Source organism: Kribbella sp. NPDC026611 (assembly GCF_040638345.1).
Classification (GTDB): domain Bacteria; phylum Actinomycetota; class Actinomycetes; order Propionibacteriales; family Kribbellaceae; genus Kribbella.
Map to the genome: position 1 here is coordinate 764,192 of NZ_JBEZYC010000003.1, position 26,470 is coordinate 790,661.

Sequence of the window (26,470 nt, forward strand, 5' to 3'; positions counted from 1 at the left end):
TGTCGGGCGGCCGACCTCTGCCGAGCCGCCTGCCTCTGCCGAACCGCCTGCCTCTGCCGGGGCGCCCGCCTCTGCCGGGCGGCCGACCTCTGCCGAGCCGCCGACCTCTACCGGGCGGCCGACCTCTGCCGGGCCGGTCATCTCCACCGACTCGCCTGCCACCGCAGCCGACTCGACCGGCACCCCGGGCTCCACGTCGCTCATCCGCTGTTCCCTCCAGTCCTGGGCCTACGACGGCAGTATGTCCGAGCCGTACATCCGTCAGCACGCAAGGACCTCACACTTCCCCGCCGTCGCCCGTCGGTTGGACATGACGAATGACTACTTCCTGGATGCATCCCGCACCAGGCTCGCCTTCACCGCGCGGCACCGACTCGGAACAAGGGTGCGCGGCCACTTCTCATCCTTCGAGGGCACCGCGCACTTGAACCGGACCGATCCGCCCGCATCGACCGCGTGGCTAACGGTGCGAACCGACAGCATCTCGACCGGCAACAACCGCCGCGACGCCCAACTCCGCAAGGATTTCCTACGGGTCTCGGAGCACCCGGCGATGACGTTCGTGTCCACCGACGTGGCTCAACTGGACACCTCGTCGTACGAGCTAACCGGCGACCTAACGATCCGCGGAGTAACACGACCGCTCGCAGTACCCGTGGTCCTGACAGACCCGGACGCCTTCACCGCGCGCCTGACAATCAACCGCCACCGCTGGCAGGTGAACTGGAACGCCTTCACAACCGCCCTCGTCTGTCCAGAGATCGACCTCGACCTCCAATTCACCCTCGCCCCTCAGTCCTCGCACCCGACGCCATCCCCGTCGGCATCCAGCCGATAGATGTCCCGCCCGACGACCCGAACCGGACCAGCGACATACTCCGGCCCGTTCCCACTCCCGCCAGAACAGTCGACATCACTCGCGATCGGCACACACCCCGAGTAATTCGGATCGCAACCGGACTCCTCCGACGGCGAGGTCGTCTCGGTGGACCCGACCGGCTCCTCAACCTTGGTACCGACAGCCGTCACCTGAGTCCTCGGCTGCTTGTAAACCTCTTGTCGCACAAGATGTTTCGCCGTCTGCCGCCCACCAACAATCGTCACCCGATACACCAACCGCCGCGTCCCATTCACCCCAACAGTCCGAACGGTCCGCTGACCCTTCAGCAACGAATCATCCGTCACCGTCTTCTTCTTGAACGGGATAATCTGATACTGGACGATCTCCCGAGAGATAGTCCGCCCCGAAACCTTGCTACCCGGCCCCGCCGCCGTCGCACCAGCCTTCGGCGCCACGGAAACAACACTCGCGACCGGAGCAGGATCAGCCGCACTCCCCGTGCCCCCACATCCAGTGGCCAGCGCGCCAACCCCCAACAGACCCAACGCAGCACGAACGTAAAACACAATTTCCCCCCAACCCGCCATCGGTTCCCCCCGCGGCAGGATCGTCACCACCCGACCTCCCCGGCCGAATTCCGATCTGTACCACCATCACCAGCGCCTCGGCTAGAGATCACCAATTTGAACCGACGAGTACGTTCACACTGATCGACCTGACCGCGTGCCGCACGGCGCCACCCACCCGCCAGATCGTCACCAACCCCCCGATGCATCCCCCGTCCACGCCGCCGGCAACGATCTCCCCGCGTGGGCCGCGAGCTCGCTCGCAGAGCACGACCCGCCCGAGACAGACCCGCAGTACCGCAGCCCTCGTCCAACCGGTCTGCTGGAAGCGCTCGAGCCCGTGACAGACCTTCGCCAGTACGCCCGGATCGCCCGCCGCCACGTCCAGGGAGATAACCGGACCTGCGCAGCCACCACACACAGCGCTTTGTGGAGCCGCCTACGGTGCCGCCGCAACCGCCGCGAGCCCTGCACGAGCCGTCCGCTGACTGTGCCCGGGGGAGCACCCAACCGGCGCGCAAGCACCAGCAGCTCCCGCTCAACCGCAGTCAGGCGACCTCGAGCTCGCCAGCAGACCGGCCCCAGCGCGACCGCATAGACACGTCTGCACACTGGGTAACCAAACCCGCAATCACCCCACGCTTGCCAGCAGCGCCCCGATCACCAACCCGCACACCCCGGCCGCCGCAACCACACTCACCGGCACAACCACCTCCGGCACCCGCTCCTCAAGAGCCCCGAAGAGCTGCTCCTCCGCCGCCCTAACCTCCTCCAACAGCCCCCGCGAAACCGACCGCTCCGCCATCCCCCACCGAGCAATCACCATCGCCCGCGCCACCGCAATCACCACACCAGCAGCGGCCACCAGCAACACCCCAACGAGCGCAGCGGTCGTCGGCGGCAGCTCGCCGTACACCGCAGCCGACCACACCCCCAGAAACCCGAGCACCCCCGCCGCGACCCCAGCCCCCATCGCCACGCCGGCCAACGGACTCCGCATCGCCGCCGCGAACGCCCGCGCATCCCCCGCAAGATCCCCCGCGTCCCGAACCACTCGCTCACACGCGGCCAGCGCCTCAGCCCGAGCCTTCAGCGCAACCCCGATCACCACCCGGTCCGCCAACCCGAGCGCCGAAGCCTGCCCCGCAACCAGCTTCCACCCGTCCAGCACTTCCCGGTGCAACCCGCTGATCTCCGCCCGCTCCACAACCCCCATAGCGACTCCCCCTCGCTCCCCACACCGAGAGTACGCCCGCCACCCCACCCCGAACAGCCACCAAAACCACCATCCATGACACACTGTCCCCCTCAACACAAGGGCCTCTAGCTCAACTGGCAGAGCAGCGGACTTTTAATCCGCGGGTTGTGGGTTCGAGTCCCACGGGGCCTACCAAAACCGCAGGTCAGGCGCGTATCGGCGCCCTGGGAGCGGGTCTGCAGGTCAGCTCTTACCCAGCCACTTAGCTGAGTGGGTTTCTGAGCGCCTTGGAGTCCAGCCGTCCGTGGGTGTGCCGTCGGTCGCCGACCCGCCGACCACCCGCCGGATGCGCGACGTATCTCGTCGCTTCGCGCCGCTCTCGTTCGCCCGACCTGGCCCCGGCCGACCGACGTCCCGCCCGGGAACTGGTCATCTTCATGCTCGGCGCAGGAGTCCGAGTCGGCGGGTCATTGGCTGTTGTGATGGAAGGGCTGCTGCACGCACGTCGCGGGGGTACTAGCTGTCCAGGACCGCCTGGACTTCCGTCCACTCTCGGACCTCGCCGGTGCGGAGGCTCACGTACTCGGGCAGGAGGTGCCGAAGCTGGTCCCAGATGTCGCGGAGCTGGTCGTGGGCGTCCACGGCAGCGTTCAGTTCGCGGGAGGAGTCCGGGTACAACGTGGCAAGATCGGTGAAGCGAGCCGACCGGATCTGGTCGATCAGTTGGTTCTCCTCGGCAAGAAGGATCACCGCCTCCGGAGGGAGGGTGGTCGGGTCGAGGGGGATAGGGCTGAGCGCCATGAGTTCCACGGTTGCTCGTGACTTGGCACGTTCGGTCCAGGCCCATGTCCGCCCGTCGTCGCGTCGGCAGCTCAGGACGACAGCATGGTCGTAAAGGGACTCGAACTGGCCCCGGAGTCCTACGCGAGAGTCGTCCCTGGCGAGAGCGCCGCGCAGCTTGCTCAGCATTTGGTGAGCATCTTCGAGTGCGACCAGCGCCGACTCGACGTCACCATCGCGTTCCAGCAAGTCAGCCAGGGACGTGAGCGTGGCCGCCGCCTGGTCCGGTCGGCCCGCTTGAGTGAAGCCCTCGATTGCCCTGTTCAGGTGCCGCGCCGCGTCTTCCGGGCTCTCTGCAAGCCGTCCCATCAGCGTCTCGACCTGAGCCGTGAGCCGCGGTGGGAACCCGTCGGTCAGGAGCTCACGCAACTTCCTGTCGGCCGAAGGGCGGTCTCCTGCGAGGAGGGCGCACCAGACCTCAAAGACCTCGGCGCTCGCTCGGCGAAATGAATTGCCGGCGTGTGCGGCAGCATCGCGCGATCTGGTCGCGAAGTCGGCGGCGAGCGAAACGTACTCTGCCGACGGCGGGTCCTCAGCGTTGGCGATCATGTAGGTCACTACTCCCTGCCACAGTAGGACCTCGCTGCACAAGGAGTACCACTTCTGGTCGCGATCGGGTTCGGCATCCTCCGTGCCAAGGAACGCGCCGGCGCTGTCGAGCAAGGTGTATGCGATGTCGAGCTGCCTGTAGGTGATCGCGAATTCGGCCAGCCGCACGGCGGCCTGGGCAGCTTCCTGCAGGTTGGCGACTGATTCCATCAGATGCAGGGAAGCAAGTGCGGCGTTGGCAGCTTCGTCGCCGCGGCCCACCGCGTAGGCGAGTCGCCACATGTTGCCAAGCGCTTGCAACGCGAGTCGCACGTCGCCGTCCTGCAGGAAGTTCTCGTGAGCACGGATCAGCAGATCCAAGGCACGGGCAGGTTGTCCGAGGTGCTCGTACGTGTCGGCCAGGTTGCCCAGCGCCGACGCGAGCTCGATGCGCTTGTTGCGGCCGTCCGGGAGAGCTTCGAGACGCTCAGCTGCTTCGAGGTAGGCGGTGTGAGCCTCGGCCATGCGCCCCTGACCCCGCAGCGCCATACCCAGGTAGCGCTGCGCCATGGCGCTTGCTTCGTCGTAGCGGTGGTGAGTGAGACCGGGAATGCACTGCTCCAGGACGAGTGCTGCCTCGGCGAACAGGTCTTGTCCGAACTGGTCGCCTCCGATCAGGGCACATTTGATCTGGGCACGTCCTAGGGCGAAAGCCGCCAGCGCACGTGCGGGCGACGTGACGTCCTGGTTTGTCATTTCGGTGGCGGCGTGGTGGATCCGGGCCATTCGCAGCGCGGTCGCCGGTGTGTCTGCGAGCACACTTCCCATCAGATTGGTGACCATCTCCTCATTGGCCTCGGACATGGCCGGCCGCGTGATCTCGCGGGCGCGGTCGACGACAGCGTCTCGCTCCGACATCGTGGATGCCAGTTCGGCGACTGCGGCGTAGTAGTCGAGTGCGTCGGTCTCCGCCGAAGAATGCTCGGCCTCCGGAGCTAGGTTCTCTCTCTGGGAGCCGTCGGCTTCGCGGGCGCGGATGACCTGATCGAAGAGGGCGACGAACCGTTGCTGGTCGGCGTCTTTGGTGTGCCATCCCGGAGCGGCCAGCACCTCGTCGAGGTGGAGACCAGGCAGAGCGGCGTACTCCGGGTGTCCGCCGAGGTTGGCGACTCGCACCTGGCCGTACAACGCGGCGGCGATCTCGAAGAAGCGCGGCAGATCAAGGTCCGGCAGACCGCGAGCGAGGAGCTCTGCGTCCTGCAGAATGGCGTACGCTTCGCGAAGATCGGGACCCAGAATCGCCCAGTAGCCGTAGGAAATGGCCTGCCAGGATGCGAAGCCGATCCATGCCGAGAACAACTCGTCGGAGACCTGCTGGGGCGCCCGATGACGAGCCTCTCCGAGGCGTCTGACTTGTGCCTGCGCGCACTCGAGGCACAGGCGCTGCCAGATCAAGCCGTATCCGGCGTAGTCAGTGTGGCGATCGATGGCCCACTCAGCAGCTTCTTCGATGAGGTCCCGGAGATCGGCGTCGGTGTACGCCGTCAGGAGTTGCGGATTTGTCACCGCCTCGACAGCCTCATCGACGGACATGCTGCCCGTCACAGCGGCGAAGCCGATGGAGATGAGTCTGTTGTTGACGACTGCCCTGGGGTCGACTGTCATGGCCGGCTCTTCAGCGTTACCCGTTACCGGTCATGGTCCGCATCAGTTTGCTGAGCGTGCCCACCATTTCCTTGACGGTGCCGTCGAACGGCGTGCGCTTGGCGGGGTCGTAGCTCACGCTCCACTGCCCTGAGGAGTCCCTGCTGAAGGTTGTGTGTCCGACGATCTGCAGCAGCACGACGCATCCGGTCAGCACCAGTGGCGCTGCAAGGATCAGCGGTACAGCCGCTGCCTCCTGCTCGGGGCGCTCCGCCAACCACTCGCGTACGACGTCCGCGGTCTCGGGAGCATCCGCGAACATGCGCAAGAGATCGCGGGCTGCGGCGGCCGCGGCGACCGGGTCGACTTCATCGAGGGCTTGGAGACCGGGTCCCTGGCCGTCGTCGGCCATCAGTGCGTCAAGTGCGAGGACCTGGTCGCTCTCTCCTTCTGGAGTGTCGTCAGCGGCGACCTCGCCGAGCACGGCATCGAGCACAGCCAAAACTTGCCGGTCGTCCAACCTGTCCAGGTCATCATCAAGCTCAGTCATCGATCGCTCCTATCTCCAGTTGCCCAGCAGGGCGAAGGCCGCCCAGTGGAAGGGATGCTCGTACCCATCGGTCTGCCGAACGACGTCCTGTGCTCCCTGGAGCGCCTGCCACTTGCTTTCGCCGTCCGTCGGCAGCCAGCGCCGGTAGAACTCCGTGAGGAGCAAGCGGGAGCTGAGTTTGTTGACGTTCCACAGACTCGCGAGCATGCTCGCGGTGCCGGCGAACATGAACGCTCGGGTCAGCCCCATCAGCTCATCGCCTGCCAGAACAGCGGAGCGCCCCGATGAACATGCCCGGAGCGTGACCAGGTCGGCGTTCAGATCCATCGCGAGCACCTCCTCGGCCGTCAGCAGGTGTTCGCCGGCTTCGCCGGTGAGCCGGTCGTCGTCACCGGCCAGCATGGACAGCTGGGGAGGGACCCCATTGGCAGAGAGCAGCAGGCCGGACGTTTGCATCGCATCGCCTGAGCTGTCCAGGAAGACTCCGTGACACGCGAAATGCACGAGGTCGTGGTCGGCGGCGCCCTGGCGGACGGCCGACTTGGTGACCGCCTTCGGACCTGAGGCGCCGACGAGCTCGTGGCAGGTTCCGCCGAGACCTGCGGTCAGGGCGGCGAGAAGCCGGTTGTCCTGTTCAAAGTCCTCTGGGTCCAGGTCCTCGGCTGCAGCCACAGCCGCCGTGAAGACTTTTCGGGGCCGTCCACCGGGATCTAAGCGAGAGGTCCTCTCTCGTAGCAGCGGGACGAGGCTGGCGCTCGGGACGTGGGTCAGTCCGAAGCGCTGTCCCAGGCGCTGATGTCCGTTCCACGGCAACGCCGCGAAGGGGATCGCATGCAACGGGCCGTGCGACACGATGCAAAGCACGTCGCAGTCCTCGATGGCGGAGCGAACCACGGCTGGGAACAGCACGTCTCCGAGGCGCTCGAGATAGTCCAGGCCATAGCGGTACGACGAAGACCGCAGCTTCCGTTGGAGCACCGGTCCCGACCGTTTGGCTGCGTTCACCGACGGCGGCAAGGCCAGTGCTTGGCGGAGCCGGCCCGCGTGGAACGAGGTGTCCCACCTGCTCGGTAAGCCGTGCACGTCGATGATCAGCCGGCTGGCTGCCGCACTCAAATAGTCACGTCTCACGGGTGAGTCGGGGCCATCGGCCGGCACCTCCACGGTGAGCGGCGTCGAGGGCGCAGGCGTCACTACCGAGATCACCAGACCCTCGGCGTGGCTGTAGTAGTTCAGCGCCGCGGCCCGCCCACCAGCCAAATCCGTCCCCCGCTCCCGAGTCCCTGCCTCCATTACAAACCCTCGACCTGGAGCAGGCCACCGTTCGCGCGTGTACGGCGGCCGGTCGAGGTCAGTACAGAATCATGCGTCCGCACAGGGGCACGACGCGCTGACGGGCGCGGATTGTGGTGCGGTTTGGCGATCAATAGGATCGGGAACTGTCGCTTTTCTTGATGTAGCGGGCGATTCTAGGGTCGGGGTATGGCGAGATATACGGCGGCGGTTGAGCCGGCGGGTGAGCGGCTGGATAGTCCTCGGGGGGCGCCTCTTACGGGGCTGGGCTGGGTGGATGTGCAGGGGCGGATCGCGGGGGCGAGGGACTATCTGGTGGCGACGACTGGGCCTGGTGGGGCGCCTCATGTGGTGCCGGTTTTGGCTGTTTGGGTGGAGGGGATGGTTTGTTTTGTTACGTCGCGGGGGGCTCGTAAGAGTCGGAATCTTGCGCGTAATAGCCGGTGCGTTGTCACGGTGCCGGGGTCCGATGTTGATCTGGTGTTTGAAGGTGTCGCCGGTCTTGTTCGGGATGAAGGGAGGCTGCGGGAGATCGCGGGGGCCTTCCCGGTGAAGTATCCGTGGTGGCATCCGTTTGTCCGGGGCGGTGAGTTTTACGATCCGGCCGACGGCGGCCTTGATGATCCGCGGTACGTGTATGCCGTTCAGCCGGTGCAGGTGTTTGCCTTTGGCAAGGAAGATGGGTTCAGCGCGACTCGCTGGCGCTTCCGTACCGCACCATCCAGCATCGCGAACGAAGGGAAGACCCGATGACCACGATGACCGTCGACGAGTGGCGTACCTTCGTCACCGCGGGCACCAGACTCGCCCACCTGTCGCTGACCCGCGCCGACGGCCGGCCGCATGTCACCCCGATCTGCTTCGTGCTCGACGGGGACGAACTCGCCTTCGCCCTCTCGCCCGGCAGCGTCAAAGGCAAGAGTATGGCGCGGGACCCGCGGGTCGCGGTCTGCATCAGCGACGAGCAGCAGCCCTACAGCTTCGTCACCATCGAGGGCGAGGCCCGGATCAGCGCCGAGCCGGACCGGATCAAGCGCGTTGCCATCGGGATCGCCGACCGCTACTACCCCGACCAGCCCGCGGGCGAGCTCGCCGAGTCATTCCTTCAAGGGGGCTTCACCGCGGTACACATCGGCATCACCAACGTGATAGCCCGCTCCGGCCTCGGCTGATACCTCGGCCGCGATCTCGGTGGCGATCGCGATGGCCCGATCCGCCAGTGGCGAGCGGGAAGCCGTGGCCGCCCAGTGCAGGTAGATCCCGCGGCTCGGCGCGGGACGCAGTTCGTGGACCGCGAGGCGGTCGTCGGACCGCGTGCCCGACCCGTGCAGAGCGAGCCGCGGCAGGACCGCCCAGCCCAGTCCCGCGCGCACCATCGACAGGATCGACTCGTTGCCCGGCGCCCGGAAAACCACCCGGGGGAGTACGCCGGCAGCGATCACCTGGTCCAGCCACACCTGGTCGCACGGCAGATGGCAGCCGACCATCGGCTGGTCGTCGAGGTGTTTCAGCGCGACCGGACTGTCGGGAAAGTCGCCCGGCCGGGCCACGAGCAGGTAGGGATCGTCGATCAGCTTGACGACCTCGAGGTCGCCGTCGATCGGCCGGTCGTAGAACACTAGGTCCAGGCCGTCGAGCTGCGGATCCGTCGGTACCTCGGTCAGTCTGATCTCACAGGCAGGACGCTCGTCCCGCAACCGCCGGATGACGGACGGCAGGATCAGGTTGGACACGCTCTGGAAGGTGCCGATGTCGATCCGCCCGTCACCGGCCTTGAAACGATCGACGGCCTCGGTCAGCTCGTCCGCCTTCGCCAGTACACCCAGCCCTTGTTCGAGTACGACGGTGCCCAGCGGCGTCAATCGCACCGGCCGAGGACCACCGGGCCGCTCGAACAGGGCGCCACCCACGGCCCTCTCCAGAGCAGCAACCTGCTGACTGATCGTCGACTGCGTGTACCCGAGCCGCGCGGCCGCCCGCCCGAATGTCCCCTCCTCGACGACGGCTGCCATCGTCGCCAGATGCCGCAACTCCACGTCAGCCATGGCCCCAAGCATAAGAACCATCGCTAAGTCGCTCAGCCAGGATCTGGCTGGGTTTTTGATGTCGTCGAAGGGTTGGGGTGGTGACCCGGGGGTGGGTGACGATCGGGGGATGGGTGATGTGGAGGTTGCGCGGCTGGTGGGTGCGGTGGCGGGGTTTGGGCGGCAGCCGGGGAGTGAGGTTCGGGTCGTTGCCCGGGGCAGCGCGGAGTGGAACACATTGGCGGATCAGGCTCGGGACAAGTTTCTGGAGACGGATCAGTTTCTGGAGACGGCTCAGCGGGTGCGGGAGCAGGAAAATGCGGCGCGCGATGAGCTGGTCGGGCTGGTGATCAAGGGGCTTCGGCCGGGCGCGCAGGAGTGGGTGAAGGAACGCAATCCGGTGTGGCAGGCGCGTCGGGCGGCTTTGGCGGCGCTCGAGATTCGGGAGCCGCGCGACCCGGAGCTCCTTCCACCGGTACCGGACGACGAGGAACGCCCGGAGTACGCCGTCGTTGCGACCGCCGGCGACCGCCAGACGTTCACCGTCGCGACCTTCGTCCGCAAGGGCGAGGACCTGCGCATCGTCGGCGCCGGCTCGACCCATCCCGGCACGGCGACCGCTGACCGTGGCGTGACGTCGACGTTCAGCGGCGTACCCAGTCTCGGCGACGTTCTGGCGAACCGTCCCGACCTCGGCGGGCGGCGCGGAGACGACATCCTCTCCGCCGAGCAGCTCGGTGGCGCCGTCTGGTACGCCGTGAATCGCATCGCCGCCCGCGAAGGCCGGGGAGTGGTCGACGCCGCGGGCATCTCGCCTGTTCCGGCGACCGACGGGCGGATCGCGCCTCGCGAGCCGAACTGGACGGCGTCGCAGGTCGAAGAGCTCGTACAGGAGACGAGCCGCCAGCTTCCGGAGGCGAAGTCACTCGCGGCAGTCGACGCGTGGTCGGACGATCCGGCGCGGCACGGGAAGTGGGCACTGCTCGCGCGGGACGGCCTCGACAACGGCGTGACCGTCGACGTACTGCCGGATGACGGCGACCTGGCCGCGGGACCGCGGTTGGTGTCGATCGACGATCACTCCGGGAAGCCGGCGCAGATCGCCGTGTTCAGACTCTCCTCCGCCGGCACGATCGTGCTCGACGAGCGCGGCAAGATGCCCGACCCCCACCGCGCTCTCGCGTTGCTGGTCGGGTTGCGCGAGGCGGCGCGGCTCGGGGTCGGTATCCACGAGCACGGGCAGGGCGGCTACAACGCGTCTCCGGAGTACGCCGGCGAGGTGATGCGCAACGTCCGGCCGGTTCTCGGTAGTCGGCTGGACGATGTGCCGAGCCTGGGGTGGGCGGATGCGGGTACGGCGGGGGTAGCGGCCGATGACGTCGCTGCGGCTGTAGCGCGGTTTCACGACGCTGGCGGGCATGTACTGCGGCTGGCTCCTGAGCAGGCGCAGTACGACGTACTCCAAGGGCGTGCCGAGCTGATCGGTGACGTGCTGGAGCGGCTGTCCGGCGAGAACACTGCTGACGCGGATCGGGACCCGGAGTTGGCTGCGGTGTTGCGGGCGCTGAAGTCGCCGGCGGGCACGGCTGCGGGGCAGGGCAGCGGTACGGCGATCGCGGTCGCGGTTGGGGAGGACGGGAAACCGCTGGCCGCGGTGGGTTATCGGGACTCCGGTCAGCGGATCAGGCTCGGGGTGGCGGGTGGGGTTGATCGCGACGCGCTCGTGGCGGCGATCGTCGACGGCCCGTACCGCGAGGCCGAGGGTCGGCCGGTGGGTGTCTTCACGACGCGCGCGCTGGCCGAGACCTACCAGCAGGCGGGGGCGGCGACCGGTGGGGTCGTGGCGACGGACGCCGAGTGGCTGACGAACGTCCAGCTGTCCGGCGAGGCCGCCCAGACGATCGTCGAGAAGACGGACGCGCTTCGCCCCGCGGGCGATCCGGCGATCGCCGAGTTCTTCATCGCCGGGGTGCAGCGCTGCCGCGAAACCGGAGCTCAGCTCGCCGTCCTCTCCCACGCCCGCGCAGAGGACCGACCCGCACTCGACCACGTCTTCCGCACAGTCCCGAGCATCACACCAGCCCCGAATGAGCCCCCGTCGACCAGCTCAACCGAGCCGCTGTCGGCTGGTGGGACTGGGCTGGTGTCAGCCGGTGCGGCGGAGCCGTTGTCGGCCGATGGGGCTGAGCCTGTTTCGGGTGGTGGTGGGGGTGGGGCGGTGGGGGAGGATGCGGAGCGGTATCGGGTGACTCTTGCGGTTGTTGAGCGGGGGCGGGCGGTGGCTTGGCAGACGGTTGATACTCGGCCGGGGCGGCCTGTTGAGGTGGTGGATGGGTCGGGAGGGAAGTGGTATCACATGGCGGCTGTGGACTGGTACGTCGCGAACCACCAGGCCCGGCTGGGACGTGATTTGCAGGTGGCGGAGTCGTACCACCAGGCGATGGACGGTCCGGAAGCCAAGCCCGCCGACTCACACTCCCCGCTCGCGGAGAGTCAGCAGTTGGTGAACGGCGTCCGTCTCCGTCAGGTGGACGGGATGGACGTCTACACGGTCGGTGCCGGAGGCGAGCCGCCGCCGTCCACCAACAGTCACTACGTGCACGTGCCACGCCAGCCCGCGCAGGCAGACCAGTCTGCAGCGCCCCGACCGCCCGGCCCAGACCGCCGCGACCGCGGGAACCCCGGTGACCGCGACAACCGCCGCGACCGTGGGTGACCGTGGGTGACCGTGGCGAGCATCGCGCCCGGTGGTGACTGTGGCGATCGGCGCGACCCTCGAGACCACGGTGATCCTGGTGGCCGCGGCGACCGCGGGCGGCCGTGGCGAGCGTCGTGACCGGTGGTGACTGTGGTGGTCGGCGCGACCATCGCGACCATGGTGATCCTGGTGAACGCCGCGACCAGAGGGGCGACCGTGGTGACGGCCGCGACTGCGGTGATCCTGGTGACCGCGGCGACCGCGGGCGGCCGTGGCGAGCGTCGTGACCGGTGGTGACTGTGGTGATCGGCGCGACTTCGCGACCATGGTGATCCTGGTGATTGGCGCGATCGGGCGACCGTGGCGACTGCGGTGACCGTTGCGACCGTGGGTGACCGAGGTGACCGTCGCGACCGTGGGTGACCGAGGTGACCGTCGCGACCATGGGTGACCGAGGTCGGGTCCGCGCGCTGACGTGAGTTCGGCGGCTGTCGGGGGTTCTTGAAACGTTCGGGGGTTGTTGCCCGATACAAGTACAGAGGGGAGGCGGGATGTGTGAGCGCTGTCAGCGGTTGCTGGCGTTGATGCGGATGGTGGAGCGGCCGGCTGGGCCGTTCGGGGCGTTGGGGGATGACGCGGCGCTGGATGCTTGGTTCGGTCGCGGGTCCCGGCTGTCCCGTGGGCGGCGCCAGCCGGAGCGCCGCTAGTCCGACGCGCCCGGCAGGTGGGTCGCGAGGTTGGGCTTGAGGAGGGAGCCGGGGCCGCGATAGCTAACGCGGTACCCGGCCAAGCCGGGGGTAGGCGCGGCCGCGGTTGAGCCAGCTGGGGTACGCGTAGCGGCAGGACCCAGTGCGGCCAAGCCGGGGTAGACGCAGCTGCGGTAATCCAACGCGACGCCAAGCCAGGGTGGGCGTGGCCGCGGTAGCCCAACGCGACTGCCAAGTCGGGTCGGCGTGGCGGCGATAGTCCTAAGCGGTTGCCAAGCTGGGGGTAGGCGCAGTGGCTGGCGCAACGCGGCCGCCAAGTCGCGGTGGGCTTGGCGGCGGTGGCCCAACACGGCCGCCAAGCTGGGGGTAGGCGCAGCCGCGGTAGGCCAAGGCAGCCCCCGAGCCGGGGGTAGGCGCAGTGGCGGTAGTCCGACATGGCCGCCAAGTCGGGGTAGGCCGGGGCGGGGGCTGGGGGAACGGCCGGCGAGATTGGTTTGTGATTGGGGCCTCGGGCACCAATGCGAACTGGCGAGCGGGCGTTCGGTGGGTACGGAATCGGCGGAGTCGGTCGGGCTGGGTGGCGCCGATACTCGCGATGTTGATCAGCGAGTGGTTCTCGGATCCGGATTGGATCTACGAGTGCAAGGTCGGCGGTGAGCGGTGCCTCGCCTATCGCGCCGCCCTGTACTCGCGGAACCGCAAGTCGCTCGACGACAGCTGGCCCGAGGTCGTCGATGCGTTCACCGGGCAGCAGGGCGCGGTTGTCGTCGACGGCGAGATCGTCGTGTTCGAGCATGATCGCCAAGCGTGCCGTACACGGACGGCCGCTCCGGCGGCTGGCTCGAGAGGAATTCTCCCGGGGTCACTTCCGTAGCAGGACGCGGATCTGGGATTTGATTTCTTGGGTGATGGCGTCGACTGGGTTGGTGATGTTGATTGTTGCGGCCATGCTGACGAACATGATGGCGGAGATGATGTGCGCGAGGGTTGCGGCGTCGTCGGGGGTGGTGTGGTTGTTTCGTTGGAGTACGTCGGCGACGGCCTGTTCGGTTTGGACGGTCAGGCTGAGTGCGTCGCGGTGGTGGGGTTCTTCGGGGTCGCCGAAGACGATCTCGCGCAGGTACGTGCGCCCGTTGTCGATCTGTTTGCGGTTGCATTCCACGACCGGGCGGACGATCGCCATCACCGCGTCGAGCAGGTCGGGGATGCTCTCGGCTGCCGACCTGCCTTGTGCGAGAGCGTCGGCGTACGTGGAGTTTTGCACGAGCAGGAGGAGCTCGCCCTTGGTCTTGGCGTAGAGGAACAGGGTGCCCGCACCGATGTCGGCCTTGTCGGCGATTTCTTGGGTGGTGACCTCGTCGACGCCGCGCTCGGCGAACAGTTCCCGGGCGGCGGCCGTGATGCGCTCGAGCTTCTGCTGCTTGTTCCGCTCGCGCCGTCCGACCGGTTGGGAGGCGAGTGGCATGGGCTGCCGTCCTTTTCTGCTATGTGGACCCCTGCTGTATGGGCTCGTGCCGGCGCTCATTCTTTCATGGGGACGATGTCCCGGAGCTCGGATAGAGCTTCGCGCCACGTGCGCAGGCTTGGTGGACGAAGTGCGTCGCTACTGCTGGTACTGCGGCAGGATGACGCCGTTCTTCACGTACGTGAGGGCGGCGGTGACGTCGTACGCGTGGATCGCGGAGGCGAGCGGCGCCAGTTGGTCGGACACTTTCTCGATCGCGCTGTTCGCGAAGAAGGCGTCCCGTACTGCGGTGTCGGTGAACCCGAGGCTGATGGAGGCGTTGAAATGCTGATCCGCCGGGTTGTCGTGCGCGACGTTCGGGGTGTCCCAGAGCTTCTCGATCCAGGGCAGGAACGTCTGCGTGCGCAGCTCCTTCAGCACGCCCGTCCCGGCGAGCGCGGGCGCGAGCTGCGTTGTGATGAACTTGCGGAACTCACCGGCGCCAACCCCGCCTCGGCGGCGCAGGTAGACCAGGGCGCCAGCGCCGACCGTCTCAGCTGGACCGGCGACGTCGTACCAGCGCGACGAGTTCGGCGTGCCGGTGTAGAGCAGGGTACGGCGGAACACGTTGATCTCGTCCTTGAAGGCGAGCCGCGTCTGCTTGCGCCCTCTCAGAGGTGACAGGGCGGATTGGAAGGTGACTTCCGCGAGGCCGTCGATCTTGCGGTCGAGAGGGATCGAGGTCTCGACCCCGTCGGTGGTCGGCCACAGGCCCGGGTTGTGCTCGGCGAGGTGGAGCTGCCGGTATTCCTCCAGACCCGGGGTGGCGGAGATGATCCCGGAGTGCGGGCCTTTCCAGTAGTCCATGCCGGTCTGGCGGGGCTGGTCGGTGCGTACCCACAGCAGGATCGACGAGGTGAAGTGCTTCTGCACGGACGGCTGCGTGGCGGTCGGTGTCGTGCTCATGGTGTCGCCCTTCTCCTGCTGGTTTGGGCGGTCATCGGGCGAGGAACTCGACCGCGACGGGCGCGAACGTCTCGTGGTACTGGAAGATGCCGCCGTGCCCAGAGTCGGGGTACATGATCAGCTGGCTGTCCTCGATGCGCCGGTGCAGGTCCTCGGAGAGGATCGAGGGCACCATCCGGTCGTTGTCGCCGTTGGCGATCAGGGTCGGCTGCGTGATCTTGGACAGGTCGTCGGGGGCGGAGCGGCCCCACTTCTTGATCGCCTTCAACTGGGTCTGGAACGCCGTGATCCGGATCGGTGCGTCGCGGTCGACGGTGCGCTCCTCGAGCCGGTTGACGAACGCGCGAGCGGCAGGTTTGCCGGTGGCATTGCGGTTGAAGAACAGGAACTCCTTGGGATCGGACCGGGTCAGGGTGGCGCGCAGGATGTCCCAGTACGTCGTACGCGCGACCTTGTCGATGTCCTTGCCGCCCTTCGGCCCGGTGCCGGTGAGGACGAGTTTGCGGACCAGCTCGGGGTGCTTCACCACGAGGGCCTGCGCGATCATGCCGCCGAGAGAGAAGGAGAAGATGTCGATCTTGTCGAACCCGAGCGCCGTGATGAAGGTGTAGGCGTCGTCGGCCATCGCCTCGACACTGTCCGGCACCCGGCCGGTGGACGCACCGACGCCGCGGTTGTCGAAGGCAATGACGTGGCGGCCCTGTGCGATGGGGTCGATGATCCGGGGGTCCCAGTTGTCGAGAGTCGCGGCGAGATGGACGAAGAAGACGACGGGAATGCCGCCTTTCGGTCCCAGTTCGCGGTACGCGTAGGTGACGCCGCCGGCGTTGACGGTGCGGGCGGGAGCGTCTTTATAGGCGGTGATGAAGCTGTCTTGTACGTGCTTGCTGGTATTCACGGTGTTCTCCTGTTTCGTGGTTGGTGCCTGATTGAGATGGGTGTCTCAGGGCCGGCTGATGACGGCCTTGCCGCGGATGCCGCCGACTTCCAGCGACTGCATTGCCTGAACGGTCTGGTCGAAGTCGAAGACCCGTCCGACGACGGGGCGCAGCGTGCCGCCGTCGACGAGGGCGGTGATCTGGCGAAGCTGGTCACCGCTCGCGCGCATGAAGAGGAACTCGTACGTCACGCCGAGACGCCGGGCCCGGCGACGGATGCCGCTGCTGAGGGCCGTCATCGCCAGCCGGAGCAGCGGGTTCGCGCCGAGCTCGCGGGCGAAGGCCGCGTCGGGCGGCCCGGCGATCCCGATTGCCTTGCCGCCGGGGCGCAGTACGCGGAGCGACTTCTCGAGGTTCTTCCCGCCGAGGCTGTCCAGGACCAGGTCGTACCCGTCGAGGAGCTGTTCGAAGTCCTGGCTGCGGTAGTCGACAACGAAGTCCGCCCCGAGTTCGCGGACGAAGTCGGCGTTGCCTGCGCTGACCGTTGTGGCGACCGTGGCGCCGAGGTGCTTGGCGAGCTGGATCGCGACCGAGCCGACTCCGCCCGAGCCGGCGTGGATGAGGACCCGTTGCCCCGGCTGTAGGTTGCCGCGCTCGACGAGCGCCTGCCATGCGGTCAGGGCAACCAGTGGTAGCGAGGCTGCTTCCTCGAGGCTGATCGACACCGGCTTGAGCGCCAGGTCGGCCTCGGCGACCGCGATGCGCTCCGCGAACGTGCCGATGCGGTCCTTGTCGGGCCGGCCGTACACCTCGTCGCCGAGCCTGAAGCCCTGCACCTTCGCGCCGACGCCGATCACCGTTCCGGCGACGTCGTTGCCGAGGATCTGCGGCAGCTTGTACGGGAGGATCTGCCGGAACTCACCGGCCCGGATCTTCTCGTCGAGCAGGTTGAGCCCGGCCGCGCGGACCTGGACGAGCACGTCGTGCTCTCCGACCACGGGCTCGGGCACATCCGCTTGCTGCAGCGGCCCCTTGTACTGACTGACGACGAACGCTCGCATGACGCTTCTCCTACCGATGACTCGTTAACCTGAGTTAACTCAATAATGAGCAGACTCAGGAAAATTGTCAAGGGCGGACGAAAGGTCGGCGCGGCGACGGGTTAGTTCGGCCAGTTGGGGGAGCGGCCGAGGAGGGCGACGGTCTGGTCGAGGAGGTCGGTGCCGGTGTAGGCGATGTCGGGGCCGAATGGCGTACCGGGGGCCTCGCGGATCTCGCCGGTCGGGACGCGCTTGGCGACGTCGAGCGCGGCTTCGAGTACGGCCGGCTCGAATGCAGGCCGCTTGCCGACCGACTTGCCCAGGTCCCAGCTGTGGACGACGTAGTCGATGAAGTGGAAGCTGACGGCCTGCGCCCCCGGGAACGAGACCCCTGGTCCGAACTCAGGCAGCGGAAACACCCGCTCCGCCACCCCAGGCTGCGCGAACGCCTCCAGTGCATGCTCCGCGGAGGCGACGTACGCCTTGACCGGGTCGTCCCCGAGATCCCGCACCTTCCAGACGTCCGCGTCGTCCTCACCCCGCGAGGCTGCCGCGAACCCGTAATGCTGCGTGGCCATGTGCGCCAGCAGCCCGTAAACAGTCCAGGCCCGGCACGGCGTCGGCCTGGTCAGATCGTCGGGAGTCACCGTGACCGCCACCTCGATGCTGGTGAGTACGGCGACCGTGTCGAGAGCAACGTAATCAATAGTAGGCATGCGCATATCATAAGCGCACGCATATGATTGCGCCAGTGTTACCTTCGAGCCATGCCGACCGAGCGCCCCGATCTCGCCGCGCTGCTCTACCCGCTGGTGCGGGAGCTGATCGCGCTCGAGACCCCGGTGCTGGCCGCGCACGACGTGTCGATGTGGGGGTACTCCGTCCTCACCGCGCTCGACGACACCCCGGTGCGGACCCAGGCCGCGCTCGCCGAGGCGATCGGCGCGGACAAGTCGCGCATCATCGGCACCCTCGACGAGCTCCAGCGGGCCGGCCTGATCGACCGCACGCCGGATCCCGACGACCGCCGCGTCCGGCTGCTCGCCATCACCGCGGAGGGCCGGAGGGTACGCCGGGCCGTCCGCAAGGACATCCGGGTCCAGGAAGAGCGCCTGCTCGCCGCCATCCCGCCGGACGACCGCAAGGCCTTCGTCCGCGTCCTGCGAACCCTCACCGGCCGCTGACCCGTACGCAACCGCTTTGCTTCCTGTGCAGAATGGGGGCGAGAAGCGGCCGAGAGAGCAGGAGCACCGATGGCCGATGACCGGGCGGCCCTGCTGCGTGAGTTGCATGACGTGCATGCGCCCGCGCTGTGGCGGTTCGTGGTCCGGTTGACCGGAGACGATCGGCTCGCGGAGGACGTCGTACAGGAGACACTGCTGCGGGCGTGGCGCCGGCCGCAGATCCTGTCCGAGGACGAGCCCGGAGCTCGGGCCTGGCTGTTCACGGTGGCGCGCAACCTCGTCATCGACGATCGTCGCAGCGCCCGCGTCAGTCGCGAGGTGGCCAGCGGCGACCTGCCTGAGAACCCGAGCGCCGACCACGCGAACGCAGTACTGGATGCATGGCTGGTGGCTGAGTCGCTGGCGCAGTTGTCCGAAGAGCATCGCCAGGTGATCGTTCGTGCGTACTACGGGCGCCGTACGGTTACCGACATCGCCGAAGAGCTGGATATCCCGCCGGGCACCGTGAAGTCGCGGCTGCACTACGGGCTGCGGGCGCTGAAGCTCGCGCTGCAGGAGAAGGGGGTGACCAGTCAGTGAGCGATCCGTACAAGGACTGGGATGCCGCGTACCTGTTGGGGGCGTTGTCGGCGAAGGATCGGCGCGCGTACGAGGAGCACCTGCGGACCTGCGACGAGTGCTCCGCCGAGGTGGCGGCGCTGGCCGACGTACCGGCGACGCTCGGCGCGCTGCCGGCTGAGCGGGCGTTGGCGGCGATCACGGTCGAACCGCCGAACCTGCTGCCTGCGCTGGTCCGCAGCGTGCAACGCGAACGCCGGCGGCAACGCATCCGGCTGGGCGCGTTGATGACCGGGATCGCCGTCGCGGCCGCGGCGGTCGGTGCGGTGATCGCGATCCCGTTGACCCGCGACGAGCCGAAGGGCGACTACGTCGTACTCGCGCAAACCGTGTCCAGCAAGCTGTCCGCAGACGCGCGGCTGATCCCGGAGCAGTGGGGTACGACGATCGAGATCAGCTGCCGGTACGACGAACTCGCGACGCCGAGCGAACGCGCCCGCGGGTACGAGCTGTATGTCACCGACAGGTCCGGCAAGGCGCAGCTGATCGCGAGCTGGACGTCGGCGCCCGGTACGACGGTGAAACCGGCCGCGACGACCAAGCTGCAACGCGACGAGATCGAGGCGCTGGACATCCGCAGCTCGGAGACCGGACGGGTGCTGCTTGCCGTGCGCTTCTAGTTGTTGAAGGCATGAATGACCGGTCAGTAGTGGGGCACCTGTTTGAAGAGATGAGTGGTCGCTCGAGAGGCCGCTGGTCTCAGGCCCCGGTGTTCAGGGACGTGCACCGGGGCCGTCCGCTGCCCGGACTCTTTTCGGATCGCGGCGTACTCGAAACGCGCCGCTGAGAACCGATCGGAAGAAACTTCCAGGAATCCTGTAACACTCGGGGCGTCACCAGCGATACACCGTGTGTAACGCCACTGAGGATCCCGTCCCAGGTCAACCGCCCGAAGGGCCTGGGCCGGGGTTCTCGTTCGCTGATTCGAGGCGCCACGGCCGCGTTACGCACGAAGGCCCCCGGTGGAATCCCCGGGGGCCTTCGCGCTGCTTCCTCCTCCAGCGGTGACTTTCGACTACGACGCGCGCTCGGTCGGGCTCTCCGTCTCAGGCAGAGCGATCCGGTCCGCCGGCAGGCGTTCCGTCCGCTCGTTACCGTCGTCGCCCTCGTACTGCACCAGAGCGGTCCATCCCGTCTCCTCGTGCTCGCGGCCGATCAGCCAGCCGCGACGCCACTGGCCGTCCGCAAGGACGACCACGTGGCTGGGCAGAGGGAGGCGGGACACCAGATCGGTGCCGGGCTCGAACTCAGTCATGGCGGAAGGCTAGGTGCAATTCGGCTCTGGCGCCTCCTGAAAGCGTGTTCCCTCTCGTGATTCTCAGACTCTGGGCAGCTCGAGGCCGAACTTGTCCACCGCGCTGTGCACCTTCAACGCGCGTCCGCCGGTGATGTGTGTCACCCAGCCGTGCCTGAGAGCGTGCTCACACAACGCGGCACCGACCGCGCCGGCGATGTGCGGGCGGCGCTCGGTCACGTCCAGGCAGGAGCGGACGGCCGGGCGACCTCGCCGTACATCTATCCGGATGCCCAGATCTTCCAACCAGGCTTGGCCTTCCGATGTCAGCGCGATGCCCTCGGACCAGTCGATCAGGCCACGCTCGGTCATCGCGTCGGCCAGCGCGACGCCGAGTTTCCCTGCCAGGTGGTCGTAACACGTCCTGGCTCTGGCGAACGCGTCACGCTTGCTGACAGCTTTGAGACTGTTCACTACTTCCTGGCGTCGGGGCGCCAGGGCGGCGAGTCCTTCGATCAGCTCGGCGGTCTCGGGGCCTTTGAGCTTCACGTACCGGTGCCGGCCCTGCCTGACTTCGGTGAGCAGACCGCCCTCGACGAGCAGGTTGAGGTGCTCGCTGATCGTCGGCCGCGACACCTTCGCGAACGTGGCCAACTCGGTCGCCGTCCACGCTCTGTTGTCGAGCAAGGCCAGGCAGACGGTCGCCCTGGTGCCGTCAGCCAGCATCCGCGCCCACGCCGCCAGTTCCTCGCCCTCGCTGCTCATGCCCTCCATCATGCCGGGTCGATTGTTAGGCGCCGGCCGAAGCAACCGCCTTCTAGCTTGTGGTTCATGACGCACGTGACGATCGAACCGTCCATCCTGTACGTCGGTACTCCGGTCGCCCTCCTCAGCACGCTGAACGAGGACGGCACCGTCAACCTCGCCCCGATGTCGTCCGCGTGGGCCCTCGGCGACGTCGTGGTCCTAGGCGTCGGCGAACCCGGCCAAACCGCCGCGAACCTGCGGGATCGACCGGAGGTAGTCATCAACTACCCCTCACCCGCCCAATGGAAAGCGGTCGAACGCATCGCCCGCCTGACCGCCCGCTACCCGGTCCCGGCATCCAAACAGGCCCGCTTCCGCCACAGCCGGAGCAAATTTGGAGCCGCGGGACTCACTCCCGTCGCCTCCGAACTGGTCACCCCACCGCGGGTCCTCGAATGCCCCATCCAATTCGAAGCCACCGTGGTCCAGGCGGACTTAGATGCCAAGGGCAACTTCCTGATCGCCCAGGCCCAGGTCCTCCGAGTGCACGCTCTGAAGGACATCGTCATCCCCAACACCAACCACATAGACCCCGCCCTCTGGTCCCCCCTCCTCTACACCTTCCGCCACTACTTCGGCACAGGCGAAGAACTAGGCGAATCCTTCCGAACCGAAACCCCCAGACGCAGGTAAGTCCGACCCACGCGTGCGGGAGAAGCCGACCCACGCGTGCTACGCAGGCATTCCTCGTCGCTCCGCTCCTCGTCACACCTGCTACGCGCGCTCCCACCCACCCCCGGCTTAGCGCCGTACCATTCCATTTCCGGCTACCGCCGGGGTTTCCGGCTACCGCCGGAGGTGCTCCCGGCTAGCGCCGGGGAGTTGCGGGCTGCCGCCCGCGAACTGCGGGCTAGCGCCCGCGTGTGACTGCGGCGCTTTCGTCGACCGGTCATTTCTCGGGAGGCGATCCTGGTGACGGGAAACCGCAATCTCCAGCAATGACAGGACGTCTGCTCGGTGCAGACCGGTCAAGGGTGGTTGGGGTCGAGTTCGGTGAAGAGGGTTAGTTGGATTTGGCCGGGGGTTTGTAGGCGGGCGTTGAGGGAGTTCCAGGGGGTGCGGGTGGGTTCTGCGATGACGGTGGCGCCTGCGTCGGCTAGGTGGCGGGTTGTGGCATTGGTGTCTGCTACCTCGAAGGCGATTCGGTATTTGCCTGCTACCCGGCGGCCTACCTCTACCGCGTCGATGTAGTTGGCCTGGTTGGGGTCGGCTATTTCGAGGGTGGCGCGTTCTACTTCGAGGATTGTTACTCGGCCGTCTTCGGACGAGTACGACGCTCGTTCGGGGAGGCCCAGGACGTCTCGGTAGAAGTGGACTGCTTCGTCCCAGTCTTCTGCTGTTACTACCAGGCGGAGTTCTTTGACTGTCATGGAGTCAGTATCTACGGGGCGGGATGCTCACCAAGCCTGAGCTAGGGCGCCCGTGTTGGGGGTCAGCCGATACCCCGCGTTGGCGGAGAACTCGGCTGAGAGGCCAAACCGGTCGCCGCGCACCAACGTGTGGCGCCATTCCACCGGGCGATTCTGCGACGACCCCTGTCGATTGATCGAGAATGCGGCGGCGTTCTCCGGACAGTGCAGCAGCGCCCGCTCGGAGGCAGTCGGCACCACCGCCCGGATGTCCTCCCGGCCATGGTCGAGATTGAGTCCCGTCCGCACTGCCAGCTCGTTGTAGAGGCTGGTGTGCGTGAAGTCTGCCTCCAATAGCGGCGAGGCGAGCGAGGCCGGCAGCCAGACTCGATCCAGCGCGAGCGGCTCGTCCCCGGCGTACCGCAGCCGCTCGAGGTACAGCAGCGGGATCGACTCCTCCAGCTCGAGCCGCGCCGCGATCACACCGTCGGCCCGTATGTCGAGCGCCCGTACGACGGAATGCTGCGACAGTCCCGACTCCTCGACCGACGAGAACAGGCTGTACAGCGCGCCCATCGGCTGCCGGATCTCCGGCGCGGTCGCGACCCGCGGCTGCCGGCCGCGTTCCGCGACGATCAGCCCGTCGGACCGCAGCTGGCCGAGCGCCTGCCGGACCGTGTGCCGACTGACCTCGTACTCGTCGACCAGCGCGAGCTCGCCCGGGAACGCGTCGTCGAACTCACCGGACCGCAGCCGCCGGACCAGGTCCTCGCGCAGCTGTTTCCACAGCGGCGACCCGCTGACCCGCTCGAGCTTGCGCCCAGCCATCTACGTCCTCCCGGCTTGCCAAATGTCCGGTCATCTCCTACTTTAAATGTGCGTACATTTAGGCAGGAGGCTTCCGGCATGGTGCAGATCGAGGTTAGGGCACAGCACGCCCCGCCCGCCGCCTCTCGCACCTCCCCTCACCTCGGCGCGAAGCTCTGGCAGCTGCGCGGTCTGCTGATCGTGGCCGCCATCACCGCGATCGCGGTCCCGCTCGGGCGGCTGGTTCCGCTGGTGGGCGGCCCCGTCTTCGGGATCGTGCTCGGCGTCGTCGCCGGCAGTGCAGTCCCGGTTCTCAGAGCTGAGGCCTGGCGACCTGGGTACGAGTTCGCGTCGAAGACCCTGCTGCAGGTGTCGATCGTCGTACTGGGGACCGGCCTCTCGCTGCAGCAGGTCGCCAAGGTCGGTGTCTCGTCGCTGCCCGTCATGCTCGGGACGCTGGCGATCGCGCTCGGTGGCGCGTGGCTGTTCGGCCGGCTGCTCGGCGTACGGGGTGACACCCAGACGCTGATCGGAGTCGGCACGGCGATCTGTGGCGGCTCGGCGATCGCGGCCGCGACGGCGGCGATCGGGGCCAAGCGATCGTCGGTCGCCTATGCGCTGGCGACGATCTTCACCTTCAATGTCGTTGCGGTGCTGACGTTTCCGCCGCTCGGCCACCTTCTCGGGATGAGCTCGGAGGCCTTCGGGCTGTGGGCCGGTACGGCGGTGAACGACACGTCGTCGGTGGTCGCGGCCGGGTACGCGTACAGCCAGGCGGCCGGTGATCAGGCGATCGTGGTGAAGCTCACTCGATCACTGACGCTCATTCCGATCGTGCTGACGCTGGTCGCGTTGAAGATCCGCCGGGAGAACCGGGCGGCCCAGGCGCTGCACCGCGACGACCATGACTACGAGGGATCCACGGCGTCGACCCGTCGGCCGCTGCCGTGGAAGAAGCTCTTCCCGCTCTTCCTTGTCGGCTTCGTCGCGGCAGCGGGCCTGCGCAGCGCGGGCGTCGTACCGGACTCGTGGTCCTCGACGCTGAGCCTGATCAGCACTTGCCTGATCACCGCCGCGCTGACCGCGATCGGCCTGTCACTGCGGCCGCGTGAGTTGCGCGACGCAGGGCCCCGGCCGCTCCTGCTCGGAGCGATCCTCTGGGCCCTGGTCGCGCTCGGCAGCCTCGGCCTGCAGGCATTCACTTCGTAACTAGTTACCTGAGGACTAGTTGCGATGCAACTAGTCCTTCTCGTACGCCGCCTGCCGCTCCTGCACCGCCTTGACCCGCGGGACGTCGAGCTTGTTGCTCCGGTCGAAGTTGTAGATGCCGTTCTCTTCCTGGAACACGTCGGTCAGCTGCGTGTAGCAGTAACCGAACATCAACGGGTTGTCGAGCAGCACGTCGACGAGCCCGGTGAAGCGCGTGTAGAACTCCTCCTCGTCCGCGACCCGCTGGCCGTACCCCCAGGAGTCCGCCCCGCGACCGTCGCGCCCAGCGGCCGCCTTCTCCGCGTTCCACCAGATCCCACCGAACTCGCTGCAGAAGTACGGCTGGCCGGCGTACGGCTGGGAGATCGGCCGTCCTTCGTGCCCACCCGTGTTGGCGTACGGCGCACCGTCCGCCAGTCCGGCCATCTGCTTCGCGAACTCGGCTGGGTCCTGCTCATAGTTGTGCGAGTCCCACACGTCGGTCTCTGGCACGCGGTGGCTGTAGCCGGACGCGTCCAGGACCGGACGCGTGCTGTCCGCGGCCTTGGTGGCCAGGAACATCGCACGGGTGACGTCGTCCAGCTGCGTGATGCGGTCGTGCAGCAGCTGGTGGGTCTCGTTCAGCGGGCACCAGCCGACGATGCTCGGGTGGCTGTAGTCGCGCTCAACCGCTTCGAGCCATTCACCGACGTACGACGCGGTCGGCTGCTGGTTGTTGTCGCCGGTGTCGCCGACGCCGGAGCCCCAGTCACCGAACTCGCCCCAGACCAGGTAGCCGAGCCGGTCCGCGTGGTACAGGAACCGCTCCTCGAACACCTTCTGGTGCAGGCGTGCGCCGTTGAAGCCGGCCGCGAGGCTGAGCTCGATGTCGCGGACCAGTGCCTCGTCGGACGGCGCGGTCATCAGGCTCTCCGGCCAGTAGCCCTGGTCCAGCACGAGCCGCTGGAACACGTGCCGGCCGTTGATCAGGATCGCCTGCCCGTTGATCGAGACGGAGCGCAGGCCGGCGTAGCTGTCCACGGTGTCGATGACGTTGCCGTCGGCATCGATCAGCTCGAGGAGTACGTCATACAGGTGGGGGTCCGTCGTGTCCCAGAGGCGGACGCGGTCGGCCGGGACCTGCAGGGTCAGCCGCGGCGCGAAGTCGAGGTCGGCGCGGACCTGCGCCGTGGTGACGTCGCCGTCGGCGTCCTTCAGCGTGGCCCTGATCGTGTGGCCGGGCTTGTTGGCCGACACCGGTACGGCGAGGTGGAAGCTCGAGCCGGCAACGTCCGGGGTGATCCGCGGGCGGTTGAGGTGGACGGTCGGAACTGCTTCGAGCCAGACGGTCTGCCAGATGCCCGTCGTGCGCGTGTAGAGGCAGCTGTGGTTGTGGTAGAGCTGGCTCTGCTTGCCGCGCGCCTGCTGGCCGCGGTGGCTGTCACGGGCGCGGACCACGATCGTGGCTTCCTCGCCCGGCTTGGCGACCCGGCTGAGGTTGGCGCTGAACGGGGTGAAGCCGCCGCGGTGCCGGACGACCTCTTCGCCGTTCACCCAGACGGTCGCGTCGTGGTCGACGGCCTGGAAGTGCAGGATCGCGTCCTTGCCCTCCCACTCGGCCGGGATCGTGACGGTCTTCCGGTACCAGACCGCCTCCAGGAAGTCGACGTCCTCGATCCCGGACAACTGAGACTCCGGCGCGAACGGTACGACGATCTGCTGCGCCAGCTCGCGGTCGCGCACCCCCCGCTCGAGACCCGAGTCTGATCGATCGCTCTCGAACTGCCACTCGCCGTTCAGATTCACCCACTCCGCGCGGACGAACTGTGGACGTGGGTACTCGGCACGGGGCTGGGGCATGTTCTCTCCTGTGGGGAGCGGCGGATCGGGACAAGACGACGTTACAACGTTGGAATTCTGTCGGCAACGGGCTCGGGAAAAGCGGTTGAGGGGTGGGACGCGGACTGCCTACGCTGCCCGGGATGACGCGTTCCTGAAGGCGCAAGCCCAGTCGCTCTGACGGGCCCGGGCGGGGTCGCTCCGACAGACCCCGCCAGAGCCCGTTC

At 67.5% G+C, this 26,470-nt stretch carries 30 protein-coding genes and 1 tRNA gene; 13 read left to right on the forward strand and 18 right to left on the reverse strand.

The annotated features are described in order from the left end of the window. Positions 1-204 (reverse strand): hypothetical protein (locus AB0E69_RS15550; protein ID WP_360144973.1); only part of this gene is annotated, 204 nt, incomplete at its 3' end. A gap of 106 nt (positions 205-310) precedes the next feature. On the opposite strand from AB0E69_RS15550, the gene AB0E69_RS15555 reads away from it, so the two are divergent. After that, the gene (locus AB0E69_RS15555) at positions 311-838 is read left to right on the forward strand and encodes a YceI family protein (protein ID WP_360144976.1); all 528 of its coding nucleotides are present in this window, start codon (positions 311-313) and stop codon (positions 836-838) included. On the opposite strand, the gene AB0E69_RS15560 is transcribed toward AB0E69_RS15555, so the two are convergent. The 3 genes from AB0E69_RS15560 to AB0E69_RS15570 all read right to left on the reverse strand — a co-directional run bounded on the left by AB0E69_RS15560 (position 793) and on the right by AB0E69_RS15570 (position 2,623). Next, positions 793-1,428: a G5 domain-containing protein gene (locus tag AB0E69_RS15560; RefSeq protein ID WP_360145954.1), complete on the reverse strand. Its 636-nt coding sequence runs from the start codon at positions 1,426-1,428 to the stop codon at positions 793-795. The genes AB0E69_RS15555 and AB0E69_RS15560 overlap by 46 nt on opposite strands. Before the next feature lie 88 nt (positions 1,429-1,516). Further along, positions 1,517-1,789 carry a hypothetical protein gene (locus AB0E69_RS15565; RefSeq protein WP_360144979.1) on the reverse strand — a complete coding sequence of 91 codons (273 nt, stop codon included), beginning with the start codon at positions 1,787-1,789 and terminating at the stop codon, positions 1,517-1,519. 249 nt (positions 1,790-2,038) lie between these two features. Beyond that, positions 2,039-2,623 (reverse strand): hypothetical protein, encoded by a 585-nt coding sequence (locus tag AB0E69_RS15570; protein ID WP_360144982.1) that lies wholly within the window; start codon positions 2,621-2,623, stop codon positions 2,039-2,041. Positions 2,624-2,724: 101 nt separating this feature from the next. Between AB0E69_RS15570 and AB0E69_RS15575 the strand changes: the two genes are divergently transcribed. Next, positions 2,725-2,800: transfer RNA gene (locus tag AB0E69_RS15575), tRNA-Lys, on the forward strand. Positions 2,801-3,121: 321 nt separating this feature from the next. Here the strand turns inward: AB0E69_RS15575 and AB0E69_RS15580 are convergent. The 3 genes from AB0E69_RS15580 to AB0E69_RS15590 are packed head-to-tail and all read right to left on the reverse strand — an operon-like array spanning position 3,122 to position 7,460. Further along, on the reverse strand, positions 3,122-5,638 hold the full coding sequence (locus tag AB0E69_RS15580) for a tetratricopeptide repeat protein (RefSeq protein ID WP_360144985.1): 2,517 nt from the start codon (positions 5,636-5,638) through the stop codon (positions 3,122-3,124). A 16-nt stretch (positions 5,639-5,654) separates the two neighbouring features. Next, positions 5,655-6,167: a hypothetical protein gene (locus tag AB0E69_RS15585; RefSeq protein WP_360144988.1), complete on the reverse strand. Its 513-nt coding sequence runs from the start codon at positions 6,165-6,167 to the stop codon at positions 5,655-5,657. A 9-nt stretch (positions 6,168-6,176) separates the two neighbouring features. Then, positions 6,177-7,460, reverse strand: a complete 1,284-nt coding sequence (locus tag AB0E69_RS15590; RefSeq protein ID WP_360144991.1) for a CHAT domain-containing protein — start codon at positions 7,458-7,460, stop codon at positions 6,177-6,179. A 189-nt stretch (positions 7,461-7,649) separates the two neighbouring features. Here AB0E69_RS15590 and AB0E69_RS15595 point away from each other — a divergent pair, with 189 nt between their 5' ends. Beyond that, positions 7,650-8,213, forward strand: coding sequence for a pyridoxamine 5'-phosphate oxidase family protein (locus tag AB0E69_RS15595; protein WP_360144994.1), 564 nt, complete (start codon positions 7,650-7,652; stop codon positions 8,211-8,213). Then, a complete protein-coding gene (locus AB0E69_RS15600; protein WP_360144997.1) occupies positions 8,210-8,632 on the forward strand; it encodes a PPOX class F420-dependent oxidoreductase in 423 nt (140 codons plus the stop codon). The genes AB0E69_RS15595 and AB0E69_RS15600 overlap by 4 nt, the downstream gene beginning before the upstream one ends. Here AB0E69_RS15600 and AB0E69_RS15605 read toward each other — a convergent pair. Continuing rightward, on the reverse strand, positions 8,558-9,505 hold the full coding sequence (locus AB0E69_RS15605) for a LysR family transcriptional regulator (protein WP_360145000.1): 948 nt from the start codon (positions 9,503-9,505) through the stop codon (positions 8,558-8,560). The two genes, AB0E69_RS15600 and AB0E69_RS15605, sit on opposite strands and share 75 nt — an antisense overlap. Positions 9,506-9,614: 109 nt before the next feature. On the opposite strand from AB0E69_RS15605, the gene AB0E69_RS15610 reads away from it, so the two are divergent. The 4 genes from AB0E69_RS15610 (at position 9,615) to AB0E69_RS15625 (ending at position 13,763) form a co-directional block, all read left to right on the forward strand. Continuing rightward, positions 9,615-12,200 (forward strand): hypothetical protein, encoded by a 2,586-nt coding sequence (locus AB0E69_RS15610; protein ID WP_360145003.1) that lies wholly within the window; start codon positions 9,615-9,617, stop codon positions 12,198-12,200. Between the two features lie 123 nt (positions 12,201-12,323). Beyond that, entirely contained in the window at positions 12,324-12,479 is a 156-nt protein-coding gene (locus AB0E69_RS15615; RefSeq protein WP_360145006.1) for a hypothetical protein, read from the forward strand. 254 nt (positions 12,480-12,733) lie between these two features. Next, a complete protein-coding gene (locus AB0E69_RS15620; RefSeq protein WP_360145009.1) occupies positions 12,734-12,889 on the forward strand; it encodes a hypothetical protein in 156 nt (51 codons plus the stop codon). Positions 12,890-13,484: 595 nt separating this feature from the next. Continuing rightward, positions 13,485-13,763, forward strand: coding sequence for a hypothetical protein (locus tag AB0E69_RS15625; protein WP_360145012.1), 279 nt, complete (start codon positions 13,485-13,487; stop codon positions 13,761-13,763). Here the strand turns inward: AB0E69_RS15625 and AB0E69_RS15630 are convergent. The 5 genes from AB0E69_RS15630 to AB0E69_RS15650 all read right to left on the reverse strand — a co-directional run bounded on the left by AB0E69_RS15630 (position 13,752) and on the right by AB0E69_RS15650 (position 17,933). Further along, a complete protein-coding gene (locus AB0E69_RS15630; RefSeq protein WP_360145015.1) occupies positions 13,752-14,354 on the reverse strand; it encodes a helix-turn-helix domain-containing protein in 603 nt (200 codons plus the stop codon). The two genes, AB0E69_RS15625 and AB0E69_RS15630, sit on opposite strands and share 12 nt — an antisense overlap. 138 nt (positions 14,355-14,492) lie before the next feature. Next, positions 14,493-15,299: a hypothetical protein gene (locus AB0E69_RS15635; RefSeq protein WP_360145018.1), complete on the reverse strand. Its 807-nt coding sequence runs from the start codon at positions 15,297-15,299 to the stop codon at positions 14,493-14,495. A gap of 31 nt (positions 15,300-15,330) precedes the next feature. Then, positions 15,331-16,197 carry an alpha/beta hydrolase gene (locus tag AB0E69_RS15640; protein WP_360145021.1) on the reverse strand — a complete coding sequence of 289 codons (867 nt, stop codon included), beginning with the start codon at positions 16,195-16,197 and terminating at the stop codon, positions 15,331-15,333. 45 nt (positions 16,198-16,242) lie between these two features. Continuing rightward, positions 16,243-17,238 carry an NADP-dependent oxidoreductase gene (locus AB0E69_RS15645; RefSeq protein ID WP_360145024.1) on the reverse strand — a complete coding sequence of 332 codons (996 nt, stop codon included), beginning with the start codon at positions 17,236-17,238 and terminating at the stop codon, positions 16,243-16,245. A 101-nt stretch (positions 17,239-17,339) separates the two neighbouring features. After that, a complete protein-coding gene (locus AB0E69_RS15650) occupies positions 17,340-17,933 on the reverse strand; it encodes a TIGR03086 family metal-binding protein (protein WP_360145027.1) in 594 nt (197 codons plus the stop codon). 51 nt (positions 17,934-17,984) lie between these two features. Between AB0E69_RS15650 and AB0E69_RS15655 the strand changes: the two genes are divergently transcribed. The 3 genes from AB0E69_RS15655 to AB0E69_RS15665 all read left to right on the forward strand — a co-directional run bounded on the left by AB0E69_RS15655 (position 17,985) and on the right by AB0E69_RS15665 (position 19,639). Then, complete coding sequence (locus tag AB0E69_RS15655) at positions 17,985-18,401, forward strand: MarR family winged helix-turn-helix transcriptional regulator (RefSeq protein ID WP_360145031.1); 417 nt, start codon at positions 17,985-17,987, stop codon at positions 18,399-18,401. Between the two features lie 69 nt (positions 18,402-18,470). Further along, complete coding sequence (locus tag AB0E69_RS15660) at positions 18,471-18,980, forward strand: sigma-70 family RNA polymerase sigma factor (RefSeq protein ID WP_360145034.1); 510 nt, start codon at positions 18,471-18,473, stop codon at positions 18,978-18,980. Continuing rightward, positions 18,977-19,639 carry a zf-HC2 domain-containing protein gene (locus tag AB0E69_RS15665; RefSeq protein WP_360145037.1) on the forward strand — a complete coding sequence of 221 codons (663 nt, stop codon included), beginning with the start codon at positions 18,977-18,979 and terminating at the stop codon, positions 19,637-19,639. Before AB0E69_RS15660 ends, AB0E69_RS15665 begins: the two co-directional genes overlap by 4 nt. A 395-nt stretch (positions 19,640-20,034) precedes the next feature. On the opposite strand, the gene AB0E69_RS15670 is transcribed toward AB0E69_RS15665, so the two are convergent. Continuing rightward, a complete protein-coding gene (locus AB0E69_RS15670) occupies positions 20,035-20,274 on the reverse strand; it encodes a hypothetical protein (RefSeq protein WP_360145040.1) in 240 nt (79 codons plus the stop codon). A 63-nt stretch (positions 20,275-20,337) separates the two neighbouring features. After that, the gene (locus tag AB0E69_RS15675) at positions 20,338-21,018 is read right to left on the reverse strand and encodes a helix-turn-helix domain-containing protein (RefSeq protein ID WP_360145043.1); all 681 of its coding nucleotides are present in this window, start codon (positions 21,016-21,018) and stop codon (positions 20,338-20,340) included. Between the two features lie 66 nt (positions 21,019-21,084). On the opposite strand from AB0E69_RS15675, the gene AB0E69_RS15680 reads away from it, so the two are divergent. Further along, on the forward strand, positions 21,085-21,693 hold the full coding sequence (locus AB0E69_RS15680; protein WP_360145046.1) for a flavin reductase family protein: 609 nt from the start codon (positions 21,085-21,087) through the stop codon (positions 21,691-21,693). A 335-nt stretch (positions 21,694-22,028) separates the two neighbouring features. On the opposite strand, the gene AB0E69_RS15685 is transcribed toward AB0E69_RS15680, so the two are convergent. Together AB0E69_RS15685 and AB0E69_RS15690 are read right to left on the reverse strand one after the other, a co-directional pair. Then, the gene (locus tag AB0E69_RS15685; protein ID WP_360145049.1) at positions 22,029-22,430 is read right to left on the reverse strand and encodes a VOC family protein; all 402 of its coding nucleotides are present in this window, start codon (positions 22,428-22,430) and stop codon (positions 22,029-22,031) included. Between the two features lie 27 nt (positions 22,431-22,457). Then, positions 22,458-23,237: a GntR family transcriptional regulator gene (locus tag AB0E69_RS15690; RefSeq protein WP_360145052.1), complete on the reverse strand. Its 780-nt coding sequence runs from the start codon at positions 23,235-23,237 to the stop codon at positions 22,458-22,460. Positions 23,238-23,315: 78 nt separating this feature from the next. Between AB0E69_RS15690 and AB0E69_RS15695 the strand changes: the two genes are divergently transcribed. Beyond that, positions 23,316-24,425, forward strand: coding sequence for a putative sulfate exporter family transporter (locus AB0E69_RS15695; protein WP_360145055.1), 1,110 nt, complete (start codon positions 23,316-23,318; stop codon positions 24,423-24,425). A 30-nt stretch (positions 24,426-24,455) separates the two neighbouring features. Here the strand turns inward: AB0E69_RS15695 and AB0E69_RS15700 are convergent, their stop codons facing one another. After that, positions 24,456-26,264 carry a sugar-binding domain-containing protein gene (locus AB0E69_RS15700; protein ID WP_360145058.1) on the reverse strand — a complete coding sequence of 603 codons (1,809 nt, stop codon included), beginning with the start codon at positions 26,262-26,264 and terminating at the stop codon, positions 24,456-24,458. Between the last annotated feature and the right edge of the window lie 206 nt (positions 26,265-26,470).